Raw genomic sequence first — 21,778 nt, 5'->3', positions numbered from 1 at the left:
CTTAAGGGCCTTTGCACAAGCCGTTCGCGGTGAGTACAGGGAGTCTGAGCGCTAAGCAGACGCGTCGAAAAATTTGTTCGATGCGCTGTCAACCGAAAGGTGGATGGCACGTTTACCGACATGACTCTACATATAACCGGGTCATTTGGTTAATCAACTCAAGCTGAGGATTTCAAAATGAACAAACTGATCGCCGCTCTGGTCGCTGGCCTCTTCGCAACGGCAGCATTCGCACAAGCTTCGGCACCGGTGGCAGCATCGGCAGCTCCGGCAGCAGCTGCTTCGTCGGCAAAGAAAGTCACGAAGAAGGCTCACAAGAAGTCGCACAAGAAGGCAGCAACTGCTGCTGCAGCTTCGGCAGCTTCGGAGTAAGTTCGTTGTAAAAACGCAGTCAAGAACACGCTTCATTGCCGTTCTTACGGCGTTGAAAGGCAGATCACCGAAAGGCGATCTGCCTTTTTGTTTTTGACGCGCTCGCGTAACATTCGCGGGTTAATTTCCAGCAAGGAGTCATGCCGTGCGATTTCCCATGCGCTCGTTGATTGCGCGTTTCGCTGTTGCCGTTGCACTGCCGCTCGCCGCGATGTCGTTCGTCGCGAGTACCGCTGCCCCCGCTCATGCGCAAGACATGCCGGCCGGCGCGAAGCAGCCTGGCGACTTTCCGCGCGCGAAGCTGACCGCGGGCATGTTCGTGATCGACGCGGCCGTCGCCGCCAACGACGCGGACCGTGAACAAGGTTTGATGTATCGTACAACCCTCGCGCCGAATGAAGGCATGCTGTTCGTCTTCAATGAAACCGCAGTGCATTGCTTCTGGATGAAGAACACGTTGATCCCGCTGTCGATCGCTTTCATGCGCGCCGACGGCACGGTCACCGACATCGACGAAATGCAGGCCGAGACAACCAACAATCACTGCCCGAAAAACAACGGCGTGTATGCGTTGGAAATGAGTAAGGGCTGGTTCTCGTCGAAAGGCATCAAACCGGGGATGAAAATCCAGGGCCTGCCGGCCGCGCAATAACAGCGCGCCGACCACGGCGATACCCTGCCGCTTCATCAGCGGCCGCTTTTCAAAAAAAGCCGGTACCTTCCACGAAGCACCGGCTTTTTTGCGTTCAGAGCAAGGCCGGCACTGCGTGGCGCAGGCCCACGCCACCCCGTGAGCCCATATCAGCAGGCCTTCACGCGCGGCTGGCAAGATTCCTGCAAAAGACGGGCCGACGCGCTATCCTAGTATTCTTAGCAAAGCAGCAAAAAGGCTCCCCGGGTAGTACAGACTGCCGCCCGGCGAGCGTTTCAGGCGCGCCATTCCAAGGAGGTTCACGTGCCCCGCAAGACTCCCATCGAGCGCTACCGGAATATCGGCATTAGCGCTCACATCGACGCCGGCAAAACCACCACCACTGAACGCATTCTGTTCTACACAGGCGTGACCCACAAGATCGGCGAGGTTCACGACGGTGCTGCGACGATGGACTGGATGGAACAGGAGCAGGAGCGCGGCATCACCATCACGTCGGCGGCCACCACCGCCTTCTGGAAGGGCATGGCCGGCAACTATCCGGAACACCGGATCAACATCATCGACACCCCGGGTCACGTCGACTTCACGATTGAAGTGGAGCGCTCGATGCGCGTGCTCGACGGCGCGTGCATGGTGTACGACTCGGTCGGCGGCGTGCAGCCGCAGTCCGAAACCGTGTGGCGTCAGGCAAACAAGTACAAGGTGCCCCGCATTGCGTTCGTCAACAAGATGGACCGTGTGGGCGCGGATTTCTTCCGCGTGCAGCGGCAGATTGCCGATCGCCTGAAGGGTGTCGCCGTACCGATCCAGATTCCCGTCGGTGCGGAAGATCATTTCCAGGGCGTGGTCGATCTCGTCAAGATGAAGGCGATCTATTGGGACGAAGAAAACCAGGGGATCAAATTCGAATACAGGGATATCCCGGCCGAGCTCGTGGCTACCGCGAAGGAATGGCACGACAAGATGGTCGAAGCCGCCGCTGAAGCGAGCGAGGAACTGCTCGACAAGTACCTGGGCGGCGAGACGCTGACCGAAGAGGAAATCAAGCACGGCATCCGCGTGCGCACGATCAAGAACGAGATCGTGCCCATGCTGTGCGGCAGCGCGTTCAAGAACAAGGGCGTGCAGGCCATGCTCGACGCCGTCATCGACTATCTGCCGTCGCCGCTCGACATTCCCGCGATCAGCGGTCACGACGAGTACGACCGCGAAATCGAGCGTCATCCGAAAGACGACGATCCGTTCTCCGCCCTCGCCTTCAAGATCATGACCGACCCGTTTGTCGGCCAGCTGATCTTCTTCCGCGTGTATTCAGGCGTGGTGAATTCGGGCGACACCGTCTACAACGCCACCAAGGAAAAGAAGGAACGCCTTGGCCGGATCCTGCAGATGCATGCGAACGAGCGCAAGGAAATCAAGGAAGTCTACTGTGGCGACATTGCCGCGGCAGTCGGCCTGAAAGAAGCGACCACGGGCGACACGCTGTGCGATCCGCAGCATGTGATCATTCTTGAAAAGATGATCTTCCCGGAGCCGGTGATTTCGCAGGCCGTCGAACCGAAGACCAAGGTCGACCAGGAAAAGATGGGCATTGCGCTCAATCGTCTGGCGCAGGAAGACCCGTCGTTCCGCGTGCAGACGGATGAAGAATCCGGCCAGACCATCATCTCCGGCATGGGCGAGTTGCACCTGGAAATTCTGGTCGACCGGATGAGGCGCGAGTTCGGCGTCGAGGCGACCGTCGGCAAGCCGCAGGTGGCTTACCGCGAAACGGTGCGCAACAAGGTCGAAGACGTCGAAGGCAAGTTCGTCAAGCAGTCGGGCGGCCGCGGCCAGTACGGCCATGCGGTGATCACGCTCGAACCGTCGGCGCAAGGCAAGGGCTACGAATTCGTCGACGCGATCAAGGGCGGCGTGATTCCACGTGAGTACATTCCGGCGGTCGACAAGGGCATTCAGGAAACGCTGAAGGCCGGTGTGCTGGCGGGTTATCCGGTGGTCGACGTGAAAGTCACGCTGACCTTCGGTTCGTACCACGACGTCGACTCGAACGAAAACGCGTTCCGCATGGCCGGTTCGATGGCGTTCAAGGACGCGATGCGCAAAGCGAAACCTGTGCTGCTCGAACCGATGATGGCCGTCGAAGTGGAAACGCCGGAAGACTTCATGGGCAACGTGATGGGCGACCTGTCAAGCCGGCGCGGGATGGTGCAAGGCATGGAAGACATCGCCGGCGGCGGCGGCAAGCTGGTGCGCGCCGAAGTGCCGCTCGCCGAGATGTTCGGTTACTCGACATCGCTGCGCTCAGCCACGCAAGGCCGCGCGACGTACACGATGGAGTTCAAGCACTACGCTGAAACGCCGAACAACGTCGCGGAAGCCGTGATCAACGCGAAGCAGAAGTAAGCGCCAAGGGTTGCAACACGCCATGCGCTGCGCTGCAACCCAGGCTGCAATGAAGGCAAACAGTAACAAGCCCGTCCCTGTGGACGGGCTTTTTTTCGTTCGCGACGCCGCCCGCGCCGGCAGGCAACACGCACGTTTTTGAACGTGCAAAAATGCCAGATGGCGCTGCGTCCAGCAACCGGACGGTCGCCCCCGAGGAGACACACCATGAGCCACGATCACGAACACCCGCACTACAAGGATGAACAGCCGTCCGCGCCGGTCGACTGGCGCGAGCACGGCGTCAAGGTCATCAAGGGCGACCAGCTCGACAGCAATACCGCGCAAACGCCCGGCATGAATCGCGCGGCGGCGATCAACGCGGCGCGCGTCGGCGCACAGAAGATCTGGGCCGGCACCGTGACGATCCATCCGAATGCAAAGACCGGCGCGCATCATCACGGCGCGCTCGAGAGCGTGATCTACGTGGTGCGCGGCCAGGCGCGCATGCGTTGGGGCGAGCATCTCGAGTTCACTGCCGAGGCCGGGCCGGGCGACTTCATCTTCGTGCCGCCCTATGTGCCACATCAGGAAATCAATGCGAGTACCGATGATCCGCTCGAATGCGTACTGGTGCGCAGCGACAATGAAGCGGTGGTGGTGAATCTGAACATCGACGCGGTGGAAGCACCGGAAACTGTTTTCTGGGTCGATCCGATTCACAAGCATCCGCACGATCACTAAATCTCTTTCACCCAACTCATGACGCCGACCGCTTCGCTACGCCCTCGCCTCATCACGCTGTATGCCGTACTGATCGCCGCAAATCTCGGCACATGGGCGTGGGCGCTGGTCGCGTTTCGCCACTATCCGCTGCTGCTCGGCACCGCGCTGCTCGCGTATGGCTTCGGCCTGCGCCACGCAGTGGATGCGGACCACATCGCCGCGATCGACGCCGTCACGCGCAAGCTGATGCAGACGGGCAAGCGGCCGCTCGGCGTGGGCCTGTCGTTTTCGCTGGGCCATTCGACGATCGTAATCCTGGCAACCATCGGCATTGCGTGGACTGCGCATTCGCTGCACGGCCGCTTCGAAACCTTCAAGGCGGTAGGCGGCACGATCGGCACGGTCGTGTCGGCGGTGTTTCTGCTAGTGCTGGCGTGCGTGAATCTCGTGATTCTGCGCGACGTCTGGCGCCGCTATCGCCACGTTCAACGTGGCGGCGAACTCGCTGCTGAAGCGGCGGCGAGCATTGCGCCCGGCGGCCTGCTGTCGCGCGCACTACGGCCGATGTTCCGGCTCGTGACGAAAAGCTGGCACATGTACCCGGTCGGCGTGCTGTTCGGCCTCGGCTTCGACACCGCGACCGAGATCGGCCTGCTGGCAATTGCCGCGTCCGAAGCCGGCAAAGGTCTGCCGCTGTTTTCGATCCTCGTGTTCCCCGCGCTTTTCACCGCCGGCATGACGCTGGTCGACTCCACCGACAACGTGCTGATGGTCCACGCCTACGGCTGGGCCATGGACGATCCGAAGCGCAAGCTCTACTACAACGCGAGCATCACGTTCGTCTCGGCGATGGTCGCGATCGTGATTGGCGGCATCGAAGCGTTGGGACTGCTATCGGACAAACTCGGTCTGAACGGCGGCATATGGGACGCCGTGGCGAGCCTCAACGAGCGCTTCGGCGTACTGGGTTACGGCATCGTCGCAATGTTCATGGCGTGCTGGATCGGCTCGGTGTTGTTCCATCGCTGGCGCCGTCCGGGCACCATTGCGCGGTAAATCCGCCTTGCCTTTTACGGAGGATCGGTAAGGCTTCCACAGCGGCAGCGGCGGTTTCCGCGCTGCCGCATCCTGCGCTTTCGCGTGGCCATGCGAGACAGCCCCAGCGGGCGTTGTCGTGACGACACACCCCGGTCCTTTTATCCGCGAAACGGGAACCGGAGCGCGCACCAGGCGCTCCGAACCGGCGGGCAATCGCTTACACTGAAACCGCTTTTCGTCACTGCAGCGCCCTGCAGCTTGTCGTCATTGCCATAAGTCGCCCTGTCGCGAGCATCCGGCGCGGCCCTTCAGAACCGACAGCAGAACGGACTGGACACTCCATAGATGAAGACTCCCGCGGACCGATTTCTCGAACTCGAACTCGACCTAGCCCGCCGCACCGCCGACGCCTACGGCAACCACGCTATCGACGAATTCATCGCCGGCCGCATCACGCGCCGCGATCTGCTGCGCTACGCGAGCGTAATCGGTTTGTCGCTGGCTGGCGGCGGCGTTCTGAATACGCCGCAGGCACGTGCGCAAGGCGCGCCGAGTCCGTCTAACCAGACGATCCGCGTGGCCCATCTGACGCCGGCCGGCGCAGTCGACCCGCTCACCGTGACCGATGCCGCAAGTCTCGCGCTGCTGAACCAGACCGGCGAATTCCTGATCGACGACGACGGCGAAAAGCTCGTATTGAAGCCGGCGCTCGCCTTGTCGTGGAAGCCGAACGACAAGGGCGACGTGTGGACCTTCAAGCTGCGCCCGAACGTCAAGTTCCACGACGGCCAGGCGTTCACCGCCAAAGACGTCGTCGCCACCTTCGATCGTCTCGCCGATCCGGCAAGCGGTTCGGCAGCGCTCTCGGTGCTCAAGGGCGTCCTGTCGAAAGGCGCTGCGAAGGTGGTCGACGAGCACACGGTCGCCTTCCATCTCGATGCACCGAACGGCAACTTCCCGTACTACGTTTCCTCGGACAATTACAACGCCGTGATCCTGCCCGCGAACTATGCGGGTGGTTATGAAAAGAGCTTTATCGGTACCGGTCCGTTCAAGCTCGAAAAGTATCAGGCGAAGGTCGGCGCATCGTTCGTGCGTAATCCCGATTACTGGGGCGACAAAGCGTTACCGCAACGCGTACAATTCTCGTTCTACGCCGATGAACAGGCGCAATTGCTCGCGCTGCAGGGCCATCAGGCTGACGTGATGGGGACCTTCACTGTGCAGGGCGGCGCCGGTATTCTGAACAATCCGGACTACAAGGCAGTCGGCGTGAAGTCGAGCGCGCATCGCCAGATTCATATGCGCAATGACAACCCGCTGTTCAAGGACAAGCGCGTGCGTCAGGCGCTGGCGTTGTCGCTCGATCGCGACATACTCGTGCGTGGCCTGTTCAAAGGCCGCGCGCAGCTCGGTAACGACAGTCCGTTCGCCCCCGTGTTTCCGTCCTCCGATGCAGGCGTCGCGCAACGAAAGATCGACGTCGCGAAAGCGAAGCAACTGCTTGCGCAAGCAGGCGTGCCGAACGGTTTCGACGTCACGCTGACCACCGAGAAGTACATGGAGATTCCCGATCTCGCGGTGGTCGTTCAGAACGCGGCGAAGGCGATCGGCGTGCGCATCAATCTGAAAGTGGAAAGCCAATCGCTGTACTACGGTGCGGGCACGCCGGGCAAGTCGGATTGGCTCGACTCGCCGCTCGGCATCACCGATTACGGCCATCGCGGCGTACCGAACGTGTTTCTGAACGCGCCGCTCACCAGCACCGGCACATGGAATGCCGCCCACTTCAGGAACCCGCAATACGATCAACTGGTCGCGCAGTTCGTCGCGGCGATCGATCTGGGCACGCAGCGGAAAATCTCCGGGCAAATCCAGACGTTACTGCTCGACGAGACACCGGTGATCATCCCGTTCTTTTACGATCAACTGATCGCCATGCGCAAGGGTGTGAACGGCGTGCGCTTCACCGCGCTCGCACAACTCTATTTCGACCGCGCGGTGTTGAGCGCGTAATTTGAACGCAAAGGCCGTGAACACAAAAGCTGTGAACGCGAAAGCCGTTGAACGTATGAGCGCGCGGCGCTTCTTCGGCAGGAGATCACGATGTCGACTACGGTGACCCCTTCCGCTTCGCCGGTCTCAAGCGGCAACGCGGGCCGCGTCGTGCGTTTTCTGGCGACGCGGGTCGGTTTGTCGTTGATTACGCTGTGGCTACTGTCGGTGATCGTGTTCGCGGGCGGCCAGTTGCTACCTGGCGATATCGGCCGCGCGGTACTCGGGCCGCTCGCCGATGCGCGTGCGGTCGCAGCGCTTAATCATCAACTCGGCGCGGACCGGCCGCTCATGACGCAATACGTCGAGTGGATTTCGCATTTCGTGCGCGGCGATATGGGGCTCTCCTATGCGTACCGCGAACCGGTCGGGCCGTTTATCGCCGACGCTCTGGCGCATTCGGCCAAGCTCGGCCTGCTCGCATTTATCGTCGTCGTGCCGCTCGGCATTGCGGGTGGCGTGTGGTCGGCCATGCACGCGGGACGCTGGCTCGATCGCACTATCAGCATCGCCGGTTTGTCGGCGACCGTGGTGCCGGAGTTCGTCTCGTCGATCGTGCTGATTCTGGTGTTCGGCGTGTGGCTCAGGTGGCTGCCGATCGAAGCGTCGTATCCACCCGAAGCAAGCGCACTCGAACAATTACGCCATCTGATTCTGCCGGTGCTACCGCTGGTGCTGGTGTTTTTCGGCTACATCGCGCGGATGGCGCGCGCGGGCACCGTCGAAGCGCTCGATGCGGACTACACCCGCACTGCGATCCTCAAAGGCTTGCCGCGCCGTACCGTGATCTGGCGGCACGTATTGCGCAATGCGCTGCTGCCAACTATCACCGTCGCCGCGACGCAGCTCGGCTATATGATCGGCGGTCTCGTGGTGGTCGAGACACTGTTCCACTATCAAGGTATCGGCTCGTTGATCTACAACGCCGCCAAGGCCAAGGATTTTCCGATGCTCGAAGCGGGCGTGCTAACGATCGGCGTGGTCTACACCGTCGCCAATCTCGTCGCCGATGCGCTGCATGTCCTGCTCAATCCGCGGCTGCGGGTGAGGAGCGCCGAATGAGCACCATCGTTCCGCCGGCCGCGCCGCCTGCGCCACGCCCGGCGACTGAACCGCGCTTCGATCAGTTGCGCGTGCTGCTGCGCTCGCCCACGTTTGTGGTGGGCGTGCTGATCGTTGGATGGTGGATTGTCTGCGCGATCGCCGGGCAATGGATCGTGCGGATCGACCCGTACGCATCCGACCCGCTCAACTCGCTCATGCCGCCCGACAGCACCCACTGGTTCGGCACCGATCAGCTCGGCCGTGACGTGTTTTCGCGGGTAATCGTCGGCGCGCGCGACATTCTGACCATCGCGCCATTGGCGACCCTGCTCGGCACGCTCGCGGGCACGGCGCTGGGACTGATCGTCGGCTACTTCGAAGGCTGGGTCGACAACGTAGTGGGCCGCGCGATCGATGCCGTGCTCGCGCTGCCGCTCGTGATCGTCGCGTTGCTCGCACTGGCCGCGGTCGGTGCATCGAACTTCACCGTGATCCTCGTGATCGGCATCACCTTCACGCCGATCACTGCACGTACGGTACGGGCCGCCGTGTTCGCCGAACGGCATCTGGACTACGTCGCCGCGGCGCAACTGCGCGGCGAACGCGCACCGTACATCATGTTCGCGGAGATTTTGCCAAACGTGCTGCCGCCAATCATCGTCGAGGCGACCGTGCGGCTCGGGTATGCGATTTTCGCGGTTGCGACGCTGTCGTTTCTCGGCTTCGGCATTCAGCCACCTTCCGCCGACTGGGGGCTCGCGCTCTCCGAGTCGTACACGCTGATGGCGGGCGGTGCATGGTGGACTGTCGTGTTCGCAGCCGGCGCCATCGCCTCGCTCGTGGTCGGTGTGAATCTGATCGCCGACAGCGTGCAAGGAGTGCTCGACCGATGAACGGCCCGCCGCCCGCCTCGTTCCCCGCCTTCGACGTGTCGAAGAGCGACCGCACGGATGCGCTGACTGTCGTGGGCCTGACGGTCACGTACCGGATGCGCGGACGCGATCGCGAAGTGCTGCAGGACGTATCGTTTCGCGTGCGGCGTGGCGAAGCATATGGCCTCGTCGGTGAATCGGGCTGCGGTAAATCGACGGTCGCGATGGCGGCGTTGCGCTATCTGCCGCGCAACGGCAAGGTGAAGGCGGGCAAGATCATCATCGCCGGCCAGGACGTGCAGAAGCTCGACGCCGACGCGTTGCGCACGATGCGCGCGAACGCGATTTCGATGGTCTATCAGGACCCCGGGCGAGCGTTGAATCCATCGCTGACGATCGCGCGGCAAGTCACGGAAGCATTCGAAGCGGCCGGCGTCTCGCGTGACGAAGCGGCGCAGCGCACGGTCGAGATGCTGCAGCGTGTACGCATCGCCGCACCCGAACGCGTGATGGACAGCTATCCACATCAGTTGTCGGGCGGCATGCAGCAGCGAGTTGTGATCGCGATGGCCCTCGCCTCGAATCCGGCCTTGCTGATTCTCGACGAACCGACCACCGGGCTCGACGCCACCGTCGAAGCCGAAGTGCTCGATCTGGTGGCGCAACTACGCGAAGAACTCGGCACGGCCGTGCTGTTCATCAGCCACAACCTCGCGGTGATCGGGCGCATGTGCGAGCGCGTTGGCGTGCTGTATGCAGGCAAGCTGGTCGAGGAAGGCGCAACCCAGGACGTGTTCGCGCGGCCGCGTCATCCCTATACGGTTGGACTGCTGCGCTGCCTGCCGAGCGCGGGGCGCAGCAAGGACACCGAGCGGCTCGATACCATTGCGGGCCATCTGCCTTTGCCCGGTTCGGTCACACAAGGCTGTATTTACGCGGACCGTTGCCGCCTCGCCGACGACCGCTGCCACCGTGAAGCACCGCCGCCGTATCGCGTGAGCGCCGCGCATGGCGATCAGATGTCGCGCTGCCATTATCACGAACGCGCCATCGAACTGCCGCATGCGGCCGCAGAAATATTGCCCCGGCATGGCGATGTGCCGCGTGACGGCGAGCGCGCTGCTCTCGTGCTGCGCGCGGAAAAACTCTCGAAGACATTCCACGTATCCGGCGCCTCGCTTCGCGCAGTCGACAACGTCTCGATCGATCTCGCGAGCGGCGAAACGCTCGGCCTTGTCGGCGAATCCGGCAGCGGCAAGACGACGCTCGCGAAACTGATGCTCGGCCTGCTCACACCGGACGCGGGCAGTGTGCTCGAACTCGACGGCACACCACTCGCCGCACGCGTCACGCGACGCAACGACGAACAGGTCAAGTCACTGCAGATCGTGTTCCAGAATCCGGACTCAGCGCTCAATCGTGCGCATTCGGTGAAGCGGCTGATCGGCCGTGCGTTGTCGCGCCTCACCGCGCTGCGTGGCGCCGCGATCGACGAACGGCTCGCCGCCTTGACGGCGGCGGTGCGCCTGCCCGAACGCTATCTCGGATCGCGCACGCGTCAGTTGTCCGGTGGACTCAAGCAGCGCGTGGCGATCGCGCGCGCGTTTGCCGGTGAGCCACGCGTGGTGGTCTGCGACGAGCCCACGTCCGCGCTCGACGTTTCCGTGCAGGCGGCGATTCTCAACCTGCTCGCGGATCTGCAACGCGAGCGCGGCGTGAGCTACGTGTTTATCTCGCACGATCTGCACGTAGTGCGCTATCTGTCGGACCGCATCGCCGTGCTGTACCTCGGCCGCCTGCTGGAGATCGGGCCGGCAGCCGCCGTCTTCGGCGGACCGCACCATCCTTACACCGAAGCACTTCTGTCTGCGGTGCCGACGCTCGATGCCCACGACAGCAAAACCCGCATACGGCTATCCGGCGATCTGCCGAGCGCGGCATCGCCGCCGTCCGGTTGCGTGTTCCATACGCGCTGCCCGCGCAAGGTCGGCGCGATCTGCGAGCAGCAGGACCCGCCCTTCCTCGAAGCCGGCGGCGGCGATCCTGCCCAACTGTCCGCGCATCGCATCCGCTGCCATATTCCCGTCGACGAACTGCGCGTGCTGCAAGCCGCCTCGCACGACAACGGCGGCCAGGCCTCCGGCAGCGGCTCGGAAAACGCGCCAGAAAACGCCGCGCGTAACGAATAACGCGCAATAACGCGGCGCTCCGGCCACGCGTTTCATCGCCGAAACGTTTTTGTGCATTTTTGCCTCCCGGGCATCGCACACCCCGATTCGACACCTGTCGCCGCAAGGCTTTGCGGGCAATGGCATGGATATCGCTAAGTACTGTCCAGACACTCCGAGCCAACGAGATCGGGAAAGAGAATCGGAAGCGCCGCTTGTGCGCATCGCCGTAGCAAGAAGCGATACGTGACGACGCGCGCCGGACGGTATCTGCTGAAGCGCACGTAGCGTTTGTCAGCGCACCGGCTCGGAACCGGGAAGACAGGGATGGTGGTTGACTTGCATCCGCAAAACAGACTCGGGGGGGCGACGAGGCCCGCGTTCAGACAGGCCCGCCGCTAGCGAATCAGCGTGAGAGATGGCAACGGCGAGGTGTCGGCGTTCCCTCGGGAGAGACGTGATGAAAACCAGAAGATTCAATCAGTACTACTTCGGGGTTATACGGAATACGGCAGTCGTGGCAGGCGTGATTTTGCTGGTGACCCAGGTCGCGTACCCGGCTTCAACCGATGTAATCCCCAGGTGGATCGTGCTTGCCGATGCGCCATTGCCCGCGAGCGGCACGCATGGCGCGACGCAAGTCGCGCAGGACGACGGTTCGGCGGCAGGTGCGGCGGCCACAGGCACGGCGCCGGGCGAACCGTCCATTGCCGACGACGCAGCCCTGGTGTTCCAGCCGCACGATTGCACCACCAGCACTGTCGGGGGGTGCGCACGGCATGGCGGTGGCAGCGGTGCCTCCGGCGCGGGCAGCAGTGGCGGAGGTTCGAGCGGCAATGGTGCCGGCGGAGCTGCCGGCTCGGGCAACGGCAACGGCGGCGGTAACGGCAATGGTGGCGGTAGCAGCGGCGGTGGAAGCAGTGGTAGTAGCGGGAGCAGTGGGAGCAGTGGGAGCAGTGGGAGCAGTGGGAGCAGTGGGAGCAGTGGGAGCAGTGGTAGTAGCGGTAGTAGCGGTAGTAGCGGTAGTAGCGGTAGTAGCGGTAGTAGCGGTAGTAGCGGTAGTAGCGGTAGTAGCGGTAGTAGCGGTAGCAGTGGTAGCAGCGGCAGCAGCGGTAGTAGCGGCAGCAGCGGCAGCAGCGGCAGCAGCGGTAGCAGCGGTAGCAGCGGTAGCAGCGGTAGCAGCGGTAGCAGCGGCTGCGGTTGCGGTGGTGGCTCCAGCGGCGGCCCCGGCGGTGGAAAAGGAGGCGGTCCTGGTAGCGGCGGTGGTTTTGGTGGTGGTTTTGGCGGAGGCTTCGGTGGCGGGTTCGGCGGCGGCTTTGGCGGAGGCTTCGGCGGCGGTCACGGAGGCAAGGGTAGCGGCGGTAACGGTAGTGGCAATGGCGGAGGGAATGGGCACTAGCAGTCGCCTGCTTCTCGGGTAGGGGGCCCCCGCGCCCTACCCGTCGCTAACGACATACTTCTGTATCCCGTTCGCAGTCCGCCGGCATCGGCGGTGATGTCTCGATCCCCCGGTCGAGCGTCACCGCCCGAAGCCGGCCGGTGTAGTCAGCACCGCAGGCGGTCCGGCAAAACGGCAGGCACCGCCGCGAACCGCTGACAAGCGGCTCTTGCACACGTTTAAAACCAGAACAATCGAATGCGTCGCGCGTGACCGGAACCAAACCGAAGCGATCGCCTCATATCAGATATCAACGTTCGATATGAGGGCATCACAACATGCAACGAAACGTCCCCCACGCCATGGCGCGCACGGCCGCTGGTCTGCTCATGGTCACCGCTCTGGGCCTCGCATCGCTCGCTCATGCGCAAACCCCGGCGCAAACGCCGGCTACATCGGCCCAGCAGGAGCAACAGACCCTGTCGCAAGCCGCTCCGCCGGTCGATCCCACCTTCTCTGCCTATTCACTCGCGCAAACCTGCAAACAGAAAAATGACAACGTCGCGCAGGGTCAATGCGTCGGCGCGATCCGCGGCATCATCCACGGCTATCAGTACGGTGTACTGTTCCTCGGTCAGCGCGCGTCGCTGCCGCCCAACGAAACGCAGCGGGTCTCGCTGTGTTTGCGCAATACGCAGGTGTCGTCGATCGTCGACGAGTTCGTCGCCGACGCGGCTCAGGTCAACGAAGATTCGCTCAAGCACACGCCCGCTGAAGTCGCCGTTCTGGGTTCCGTGCACATGCACCACAGTTGCAATTAATAACGCCGGCGCAGCGAGCCACAGCGGCGTAAGCGCACCGACTGCAAGGCCGGCTGCCATTCGCAGGCGGCCACCACTCCGTTTACAGCATTTCGAGTGGCCGCTTGCTGCGCGGCGGTTTGAAATAAGTGTCGATGGCAGCGAGTTCATGAGCGCCGAGTTCCAGTTGCAACGCCCGATGGTTGTCGCGCGCATGCTCGACGCGGCCCGCTTTCGGAATCGCGAACACACCGGGCTTTTGCAACACCCACGCTAACGCCACCTGAAACACCGAAACACCACGTGTGTCGGCGATGTCATCGAGCGGTGAGCGCTTCGGCAGGCGCGCGTGATCGACCGGGCTATATGCCATCGCCGGCATTTTGCGCGCGGCGAGCCATGGCAGCAGGTCGAATTCCGCTCCACGGCGTGCGACGTTGTAGAGAATCTGATTGGTTGCGCATGCCTCGCCACCCGGCGTGGCGACGAGCTCGTCCATATCGTCGGTATCGAAGTTGCTGACACCCCAGTGGCGAACTTTGCCCGCGCTGCGCAACACCTCGAACGCCTCGACGGTTTCCGCGAGCGGCACCGAACCGCGCCAGTGCAGCAGATACAGATCGAGCCGATCCGTCTTCAGGCGCTTCAGGCTCTGTTCGCAGGCCGCGATCACACCGCGCCGGCTGGCGTTATGCGGATAGACCTTGCTGACGAGAAAGACCTGATCGCGCAGCCCCGCCAGCGCTTCACCCACGAGCGATTCGGTAGCACCGTCGCCGTACATTTCCGCCGTATCGATCAGCGTCATGCCCAGTTCGATGCCGCAACGCAGTGCGGCGATTTCCGAGGCGCGGCGCGCGGGCTGTTCTCCCATCTCCCAGGTGCCCTGCCCCAGTTTCGGAATGCGCTCGCCGTCGGGCAGGCTCACGCTTGCGATATCGGTCGTCATGCTTGGTCCTCGAAGTGGCTAACAGATTGAAATGCGCGTCTGACCATGCGTATAGGTCGATGCGGCGGCGCAGGCTACGGAAATCATAGGGACGAGTTTAGCGGTTGCACGGGCATCGGATCGGCCACCAGGCAAAAGCCCGCTATAACGGAGCGCGCCGATGTCTTAGAATTGCCGCTTGCCCTTCTTGCGTGAGCCCCATGACCTCTGCCTCGGAAGACCGCTGGCGCGACCTGCGCCCGGACCCGGAAAACGACACGCCGCTATACCTGCAACTCGCTCGCAAGCTCGGCACTGCGATTCACGAAAACCGTTGGAACGCGGGCGAGGCGCTGCCCTCCGAGCGCGTGCTGTCCGAAGCGCTCGGCGTATCGCGGATCACCTCGCGCAAAGCCATTGCCCTACTGGTCGAACAGGGATTAATCCGCCGCACCCAAGGCGCGGGCAGCTTCATCACGCCGCGCTATGAAGATCCGCTGTCGCGTCTGTCGAGCTTCAGCGAAATGCTGCGGCGGCGCGGTTTTACGCCGAGTTCGAAGTGGCTGTCGCGGGAAATTTCGCCGGCTAACCGCGATGAGGTGATTCAACTGGGCTTGTCGCCTGCGGCGGCCGTGACCCGGCTGCGCCGCTTGCGTCTCGCCGACGGCATCGTGATGGCCGTGGAGAATTCCACCTTCCCGGCTGCGGTGATTCCCGATCCCCAGGCAATTGGCGATTCGTTGTACACGTACCTGGAAAATCGCGGGCTGACGATTGTCCGCGCGCTGCAGCATTTTCGCGCAGTGAACGCGAATGAAGAGATTGCGCAGCAGATGAGCATTGCCCCGAACGACGCGCTGTTGCTGATCACTCGCGTCGGCTATACAGCGGATCAGCGGGCGATCGAGCTGACCGATACCTACTGCCGGAACGATTACTATGATTTTGTGGCGGAGTTGAGGAAATAGTTTTCTACCCGCGCGGCGCTTTTTCGCCGCGCCGGCATCTGTACCCGCGACCCGGCGCCGTACGCAAGCAACCAGGCACAGGACGGGCAAACAGTCTTCACTCCCATTTCGCCTCGTGCGCCCCGATCCGGGCCGGCGGCAACTCAAAACAGGCAGGCGTCTCATCCAGACGCTCGGCCGGCAGAACCCCCAGAACACGCCCGAACTCGGATTGAACGGTCGTAAGACAGTCCCGCACGTCGTCGATGGAAACATCGGCTGCCTTCCAGCCGTCGGGAAGCAATCCAAACGACTGCAACCACCGTCCGGTCTGCGCAAGCGACACCCTCACGTGCCAGCTGCCACCTTCGGTGGCTCGCCGCGCCAATGCGGCCATCGCGCCGAAAGCGGCCAGATACCCCGTAGCATGATCCAACGCCTGACAGGGTAAATGCTTCGGCTCGTCCCATCCCGCTGCCTCGCGCTCGGTAAAAGCGATCCCACTCGCAGACTGCACCAGACTATCGAAGCCGCGCCGCCCGGCCCAAGGTCCCGTGTGCCCATAAGCGCAAACCGAGACATAGACGATCCCCGGCCGCACCTGCGCCAGTTCCTGGGGACCAAACCCACGCGCCGTCAGAGCCCCCGGCCGATACGCCTGCAAAAACACATCTGCGCCACCGGCGAGACCGCGTAAGGTTTCCCGCCCAGCGGCATCGCGCAGATCAACAACCGCCGAACGCTTGCCGCGCCCGTTGTCGATCACCAGCGGTGGAATATTCGGCAAATGCGGACCGTTGACCATCAACACTTCGGCGCCATGCTGTGCGAGCGCGCGGCCCGCCACCGGCCCGGCAATGATGCGCGACAAATCCAGCACCCGCACGCCCGCCAGCGGCCGCTCCGCGCCGCCACGCCGTGGTGGCTCGACCGGCGCGTCGCCGATGCGCTCGATCTCGAACAACGGCAGCCCCGCAATCGCTTTCGCCTGATCGAGCGCGGCCCACTCGTCGGGCGTACGAATCAAGGCAGCGCACAAGCCGGCGTCGGCGAGCGTCTGGTCCAGCGTGCCGCCATCCCAGCCGCGAATCGCTTCAGCCACCGCCGCGCGATCGTTCGCGCAGCCGAGCACCTTCAGCACGCCTTCGAGATGATGCGGAAAGTTCGTGTGCAGTTGAATCCAGCGGTCATCGCGCGTGGCGTAGAAACCCATCACCGGATCGCGCAAGGCGGGCGGCGGACCCTCGTCGATACGCAGATAGCGCTCGCTGCGAAATGAGGCCAGCGCACGCCGCATCTCCACCGTGACGTGTTGTCGACGCCCCGTGCGCAAGCGATGATATTCGGCAGCCGCGAGGCCGGTCGCGGCGATGGTCGCCGAGGCCAACGCGCCGACCCGGTAGACCGACGGCAAGCCCGGATCGGTGCCCGCAAGCGAAACGGACCTCAGCGCAGTCGGGTCGCATTCCGCGATTATCCAGATATGTTTGAGAGCGAGTTCAGGCGTCATGGGGTTCATGTCGTTCATCTCGGAACGGGAAGAAAGTGAACCGAGTCTAAAATTTCGCCCTGCCGGAATCAATCTTGATTATGATAATCAATATATATTGATTTCTTCGGTTTCCACGCGTTTCCATGCCGCCCTCCTCCCATTCCCTGACCGCTGCCGAAGCTGCTGCCGCGCTCGGCATCAGCCTCCCCACACTGTATGCATATGTCAGCCGCGGCATGCTGACCTCGTCGCCGGACGCGCAAGGCAAGCATCGCCTCTACGACGCCGGCGAAGTGCGGCGGCTCGCGCGGCGCAAGGAAGACGGCAAGCGCGCCGGCAAGGTCGCGCAGAAGGTGCTGGACTGGGGCGTGCCGGTGCTCGAATCGTCGATCACGCTGGTGGCCGATGGCCGCTTGCTATATCGCGGGCATGACGCCATGGAACTGGCGCGCACAGCATCACTGGAAGATGTCGCGGCGTTGTTGTGGGAATGCAGCGCGAGGCGTATCGCCGATGCACCGGCGGTCCCGTTCGCCACCGCTCAATGGGCAGCCTGGCTCAAGCTCTGGAGCGACAGCACGCCGCTCGACCGTGCGCTCGTGCTGCTGCCGGCCGCCGCGGCGCAAATGCCGCGGGTCTGGGCGCTCGGCCGCGATGCGCAACTCGATACCGCCTGCGCGGTCATGCGGCTGTTGGCCGCCGCAATGATCTCGGCGGCGCCGTCGAACGAACCACTGCACAAGCAGTTGGCTTCAGCGTGGAATGTGCGTAGCCGTCAGCAGGCAGGGCTGCTGCGCGCGGCGCTGGTGGCATGCGCGGATCATGAACTGAATGCGTCGACCTTCACGGTTCGCTGTATCACGTCAACGGGGACGCATCTGTTCGGCGCAGTGGCGGGTGGTTTGGCCGCGTTGGCCGGGCCGCGACACGGTGGCGAGACGGTGCGGATCACCGCGCTCCTTGATGAAGCGTCGCGCGCCGCCGATCTCGATCGCTATCTGGCGAACCGGCTCGCGCGTCATGAACACGGCGCACATGGGCCCGTGCTGTCGGGCTTCGGCCATCAGCTCTATCCGGAAGGCGACCCGCGCGCACGTCTGTTGCTTGAGATGCTCGACGACTGCGCGCCGGCCCGCTCGCCGCTAGGCGAAGTGCAAGCGCTCGCGCGCACGGTGCGCGACACGACCGGCGCGGAACCGACCGTCGATTTTGCGCTCGCTGCGATCGAACGGGTACTCGGGCTACCGGCCGGCGCCGCATTCACGCTGTTCGCGGTCGGCCGGGTGGCCGGCTGGATCGCCCATGCAATGGAACAGACGCGCGACGGCCGGTTGATACGGCCACGCGCGCGCTATATCGGGGAGTACGAGGCGCCAGGTTGAGGTTGAGGCGCGGGTTACGCCACGCCCAACCAGCGCGGCAGCCAGTTCAACATTGGCAAGCTGCGCAGTGGCCGGGTTGCCGCGCGTTCTGACCCGCTAGCCAGCGCGAAACGCGCACCGGCCTTCCCTGCACTGACCCACGCCACCGTACCGCGTGGCAACTCGGTCGATTGCCCCGTTGCCAGCCAGTGATCCGCGTTGTCGCCTTCAACGGTCAGCCAGATCTCGCCCGAAATCACCTTGAAGACCGACGGACGCGCGACACGCCAGGCCGCCGCGGGCTCGTCATGTTCCATTTCGAAAATACGGACTTCACGCATCGCTTCTCTCCTTCGAAGAACTTTCCTGTTGTATCGATTATTGACGTGTGATGATCGAATACCCATGCACAGTTCCGAACACTTCCATCGGAACTGTTCAGTCGAAAAAACGGACAGTTGGGGTAAACACGCTTCAGGAGAGCGTGCAGTGCGCACCGTCGAGGCGGTTCTGCGCGCCGGGTCTCCGTTGGAGGAAAGAAACGCATGAAACTCGAAATTCAACTCGATCGGGATAGCGGCGTACCGCTTACCGAGCAGATCGTCACAAGCGTCACCGCCTGGATTCGGTCACGCACGGTTCACCCCGGCGCAAAGCTGCCGTCGATCCGTCAATTCGCTGCCGACTATGACGTAAGCCGTTTCCCCGTGATCGAGGCTTACGACCGCCTGGTGTCGCTCGGCTATGTCGACTCGCGCCACGGCTCGGGCTTCTATGTCGCCGACCGTCAGCCGGCCAGCACGCAGTGCCAGGGCACCTCGGACCCGCGCCGCGCCGAGGACGAATCGGGACACCTTCTGCAGCAGTTCAACCACCCGGGCGAGACGCTCAAGCTCTGCAGCGGCTTCATTCCCGACGCGTGGCGCGACATGGATAGTCTCGCGCAGGCGATCCGCCACGTGTCGCGCACCGACACCGCAAGCATGGTCGATTACGCGACCCCGCTCGGCAATCTGACCTTGCGCGAACATCTGCAAAGCCGTATCGGCCAGTTGGGCATTCAGGCGGACGCCTCACAGATTCTGATCACCAACGGCGCAAGCCAGGCGCTCGATCTGTTGATGCGTTACATGCTCAAAGCCGGCGACACGATGTTCGTCGAGGACCCCGGCTACTACAACCTGTACGGTCTGCTGAAGCTGCACGGCGTGAAGCTGATCGGCATTCCGCGCACCCGCAACGGTCCCGATCTCGATGTGTTGCAGGCGCAGTTGCAACTGCACCGGCCGAAACTGATGTTCATCAACACGGTGTTCCACAATCCGACCGGCACCACGGTCGCACCGCCGGTAGCGTTCCGGCTGCTGCAACTGGCGCGCGAACACGGCTTCAAGATCATCGAAGACGACATCTACGCCGACTTCCAGAGTGACGTCACCGACCGGCTCGCGACCCTCGACCAGCTCGAACACGTGATCTACGTGGGCGGCCTGTCGAAGACGCTGTCGTCGTCGCTGCGCATCGGCTGCGTGGTGGCCAGCCACGCGATCATCAAGGATCTGGTCGACATCAAGATGCTGACGAGCATCGGCGGTTCGCGTTTTGCCGAGGCGGTCGCCGTGTCGCTGCTGGAACGCGGTGCGTACCGCAAATACCTCGAGCGGCTGCGCCGCCGCATGCGCGACGCACTCGGCTCGACCATCCAGACACTCGAAGACGCCGGCTGGGAGCTGTTCGAAAAACCCGTCGGCGGCAAGTTCGTCTGGGCACGTGTACCGCATGTCGACAACTCCGAACGGTTCGTAGCATGCGCCGCACAGCTCGGCGTGACGGTCGTTCCCGGCAGCTATTTCCGGCCGAACACGGCAGTCAGCCCGTGGATCAGGATTCACGCGGCGTTCGGCAACGAGCCGCGCGCGCAGGCATTTTTTCACGCTGCCGTGGCGTTGCCTGCTTCGGCCAAAGCGGCTTGACTTGTCGTCGCGCCTGGCGCTTATCTACTGCGCCGGGCCACGCTTTTCCCTAGAATAGCGAGTCCCAGCCCGTCCCTGCGCGCCCAGCCGCCCTTATGTCCACGCCCCCGCCCCTGCCCGCCTCCGCCGCCATTTCGGCCCCCTCGCCCCGTTCGCCCCGTTCACTCACCGTGATGCTGTGGCTCGTCGCCACCGGCTTCTTCATGCAGACGCTCGACTCGACCATCGTCAACACCGCGCTCCCCGCGATGGCAACGAGCCTTGGCGAGTTGCCGTTGCGCATGCAGTCGGTGGTGATCGCGTACTCGCTAACGATGGCGGTGATGATCCCGGTATCCGGCTGGCTCGCCGACAAACTCGGCACACGGCGCGTGTTTTTCAGCGCAATCCTCGTGTTCGCGGTCGGCTCGCTGTTGTGCGCCAACGCGCATACCCTGAATCAGCTGGTGATCTACCGCATCGTGCAAGGTATTGGCGGGGCGATGCTACTGCCAGTCGGACGGCTCGCGGTGCTGCGCACCTTCCCGGCGGAACGCTATTTGGCCGCCTTGTCGTTCGTGGCGATCCCGGGGCTGATCGGGCCGCTGATCGGCCCGACGCTCGGCGGCTGGCTCGTGAAAATCGCATCGTGGCACTGGATCTTTCTGATCAATGTGCCGGTGGGGATTGTGGGTTGCATCGCCACGTTCATCTTCATGCCGGATAGCCGCAACGAGCACACCGGCAAGTTCGATCTGAAAGGCTATCTGCTGCTGATTTTCGGCATGGTGGCGATTTCATTCGCGCTCGACGGCCGCACCGAGTTTGGTATTCAGCACGCCACGGTGCTGGTGCTGCTGATCCTGAGTCTCGCCTGCTTCGTTGCCTATGGCCTGCATGCCGTACGCGAGCCTGCGCCGATCTTCCCGCTCGACCTGTTCAAGATCCACACTTTCAGCGTCGGTCTGCTCGGCAATCTGTTCGCGCGGATCGGCAGCGGCGCGATGCCGTATCTGATCCCTCTGCTATTGCAGGTGAGTCTCGGCTATAGCGCCTTCGAAGCCGGCATGATGATGCTGCCGGTAGCGGCCGCGGGCATGGCCGCCAAGCGCCTCGTCACGACGCTGATCGTCAAGTACAGCTACCGGCAAGTGCTGATCGTCAACACAGTGCTGGTGGGGCTAACCATGGCGAGCTTCGCGCTCACCACCGCCGGCCAGCCACTGTGGCTGAGGCTCGTGCAACTGGCGTTCTTCGGCGGCGTCAACTCGGTGCAGTTCACCGCGATGAACACGCTAACGCTCAAGGACCTCGGCACCGGCGGCGCGAGCAGCGGCAACAGCCTGTTCTCGCTCGTGCAGATGCTGTCGATGAGTCTCGGCGTGACGGTGGCCGGTGCATTGCTCGCGACTTTTACCGGCCTCCTGCCGCGCGTGACGGCCGCCAACTCGCTGCCCGCGTTCCATGCGACGTTCCTGTGTGTCGGCATCATCACCGCAGGCTCGTCGTGGATTTTCGCGCAACTGTCGCCGGACATCCGCACACCCTCAAAAAAGACCGACCCTTCGGAGCGGACCTGAGTTTCCGGCTCCGACCCGCAACGGG

General features: G+C 63.2%; 18 protein-coding genes. 15 read left to right on the top strand and 3 right to left on the bottom strand.

What is annotated here, in order from left to right; genetic code table 11:
- The first annotated feature begins 177 nt into the window (after positions 1-177).
- From ACUN0E_RS23955 to ACUN0E_RS23905, 11 genes are all read left to right on the top strand, one after another.
- On the top strand, positions 178-372 hold the full coding sequence (locus ACUN0E_RS23955; protein ID WP_445568147.1) for a hypothetical protein: 195 nt from the start codon (positions 178-180) through the stop codon (positions 370-372).
- Between the two features lie 145 nt (positions 373-517).
- Positions 518-1,024 carry a DUF192 domain-containing protein gene (locus tag ACUN0E_RS23950; RefSeq protein ID WP_408337504.1) on the top strand — a complete coding sequence of 169 codons (507 nt, stop codon included), beginning with the start codon at positions 518-520 and terminating at the stop codon, positions 1,022-1,024.
- 303 nt (positions 1,025-1,327) lie between these two features.
- Positions 1,328-3,433: an elongation factor G gene (fusA, locus tag ACUN0E_RS23945; protein ID WP_445568146.1), complete on the top strand. Its 2,106-nt coding sequence runs from the start codon at positions 1,328-1,330 to the stop codon at positions 3,431-3,433.
- A gap of 207 nt (positions 3,434-3,640) precedes the next feature.
- The gene (locus ACUN0E_RS23940; protein WP_408235147.1) at positions 3,641-4,156 is read left to right on the top strand and encodes a cupin domain-containing protein; all 516 of its coding nucleotides are present in this window, start codon (positions 3,641-3,643) and stop codon (positions 4,154-4,156) included.
- Between the two features lie 18 nt (positions 4,157-4,174).
- Entirely contained in the window at positions 4,175-5,194 is a 1,020-nt protein-coding gene (locus ACUN0E_RS23935) for a HoxN/HupN/NixA family nickel/cobalt transporter (protein ID WP_445568145.1), read from the top strand.
- Positions 5,195-5,521: 327 nt separating this feature from the next.
- On the top strand, positions 5,522-7,192 hold the full coding sequence (locus ACUN0E_RS23930; protein WP_445568144.1) for an ABC transporter substrate-binding protein: 1,671 nt from the start codon (positions 5,522-5,524) through the stop codon (positions 7,190-7,192).
- Between the two features lie 90 nt (positions 7,193-7,282).
- Complete coding sequence (locus ACUN0E_RS23925) at positions 7,283-8,293, top strand: ABC transporter permease (RefSeq protein ID WP_325043472.1); 1,011 nt, start codon at positions 7,283-7,285, stop codon at positions 8,291-8,293.
- A complete protein-coding gene (locus ACUN0E_RS23920; protein WP_408235138.1) occupies positions 8,290-9,168 on the top strand; it encodes an ABC transporter permease in 879 nt (292 codons plus the stop codon). The genes ACUN0E_RS23925 and ACUN0E_RS23920 overlap by 4 nt, the downstream gene beginning before the upstream one ends.
- Complete coding sequence (locus ACUN0E_RS23915; protein WP_445568143.1) at positions 9,165-11,336, top strand: ABC transporter ATP-binding protein; 2,172 nt, start codon at positions 9,165-9,167, stop codon at positions 11,334-11,336. Before ACUN0E_RS23920 ends, ACUN0E_RS23915 begins: the two co-directional genes overlap by 4 nt.
- Positions 11,337-11,941: 605 nt before the next feature.
- On the top strand, positions 11,942-12,736 hold the full coding sequence (locus ACUN0E_RS23910) for a hypothetical protein (RefSeq protein ID WP_445568142.1): 795 nt from the start codon (positions 11,942-11,944) through the stop codon (positions 12,734-12,736).
- Positions 12,737-13,031: 295 nt separating this feature from the next.
- On the top strand, positions 13,032-13,514 hold the full coding sequence (locus ACUN0E_RS23905) for a hypothetical protein (RefSeq protein WP_408235129.1): 483 nt from the start codon (positions 13,032-13,034) through the stop codon (positions 13,512-13,514).
- An 82-nt stretch (positions 13,515-13,596) separates the two neighbouring features.
- Here the strand turns inward: ACUN0E_RS23905 and ACUN0E_RS23900 are convergent, their stop codons facing one another.
- Positions 13,597-14,442 (bottom strand): aldo/keto reductase, encoded by an 846-nt coding sequence (locus ACUN0E_RS23900; protein WP_445568141.1) that lies wholly within the window; start codon positions 14,440-14,442, stop codon positions 13,597-13,599.
- A gap of 200 nt (positions 14,443-14,642) precedes the next feature.
- On the opposite strand from ACUN0E_RS23900, the gene ACUN0E_RS23895 reads away from it, so the two are divergent.
- Positions 14,643-15,389, top strand: a complete 747-nt coding sequence (locus ACUN0E_RS23895; protein WP_445568140.1) for a GntR family transcriptional regulator — start codon at positions 14,643-14,645, stop codon at positions 15,387-15,389.
- Between the two features lie 97 nt (positions 15,390-15,486).
- Here ACUN0E_RS23895 and ACUN0E_RS23890 read toward each other — a convergent pair whose 3' ends face one another.
- A complete protein-coding gene (locus tag ACUN0E_RS23890; protein WP_445570509.1) occupies positions 15,487-16,878 on the bottom strand; it encodes a CoA transferase in 1,392 nt (463 codons plus the stop codon).
- 125 nt (positions 16,879-17,003) lie between these two features.
- Between ACUN0E_RS23890 and ACUN0E_RS23885 the strand changes: the two genes are divergently transcribed.
- Entirely contained in the window at positions 17,004-18,242 is a 1,239-nt protein-coding gene (locus tag ACUN0E_RS23885; protein ID WP_445568139.1) for a citrate/2-methylcitrate synthase, read from the top strand.
- Positions 18,243-18,256: 14 nt separating this feature from the next.
- Here ACUN0E_RS23885 and ACUN0E_RS23880 read toward each other — a convergent pair whose 3' ends face one another.
- Positions 18,257-18,562, bottom strand: a complete 306-nt coding sequence (locus ACUN0E_RS23880; protein ID WP_408484041.1) for a DUF2917 domain-containing protein — start codon at positions 18,560-18,562, stop codon at positions 18,257-18,259.
- 204 nt (positions 18,563-18,766) lie between these two features.
- Between ACUN0E_RS23880 and ACUN0E_RS23875 the strand changes: the two genes are divergently transcribed.
- Both ACUN0E_RS23875 and mdtD read left to right on the top strand, forming a co-directional pair.
- A complete protein-coding gene (locus tag ACUN0E_RS23875; protein ID WP_445568138.1) occupies positions 18,767-20,194 on the top strand; it encodes an aminotransferase-like domain-containing protein in 1,428 nt (475 codons plus the stop codon).
- 95 nt (positions 20,195-20,289) lie between these two features.
- A complete protein-coding gene (mdtD, locus tag ACUN0E_RS23870; protein ID WP_408235113.1) occupies positions 20,290-21,753 on the top strand; it encodes a multidrug transporter subunit MdtD in 1,464 nt (487 codons plus the stop codon).
- Positions 21,754-21,778: the final 25 nt, after the last annotated feature.

This window comes from Paraburkholderia sp. D1E (assembly GCF_052682275.1).
Note: the sequence above shows the minus strand (reverse complement) of the source record. Positions and strands in the feature narration are given on the sequence as shown.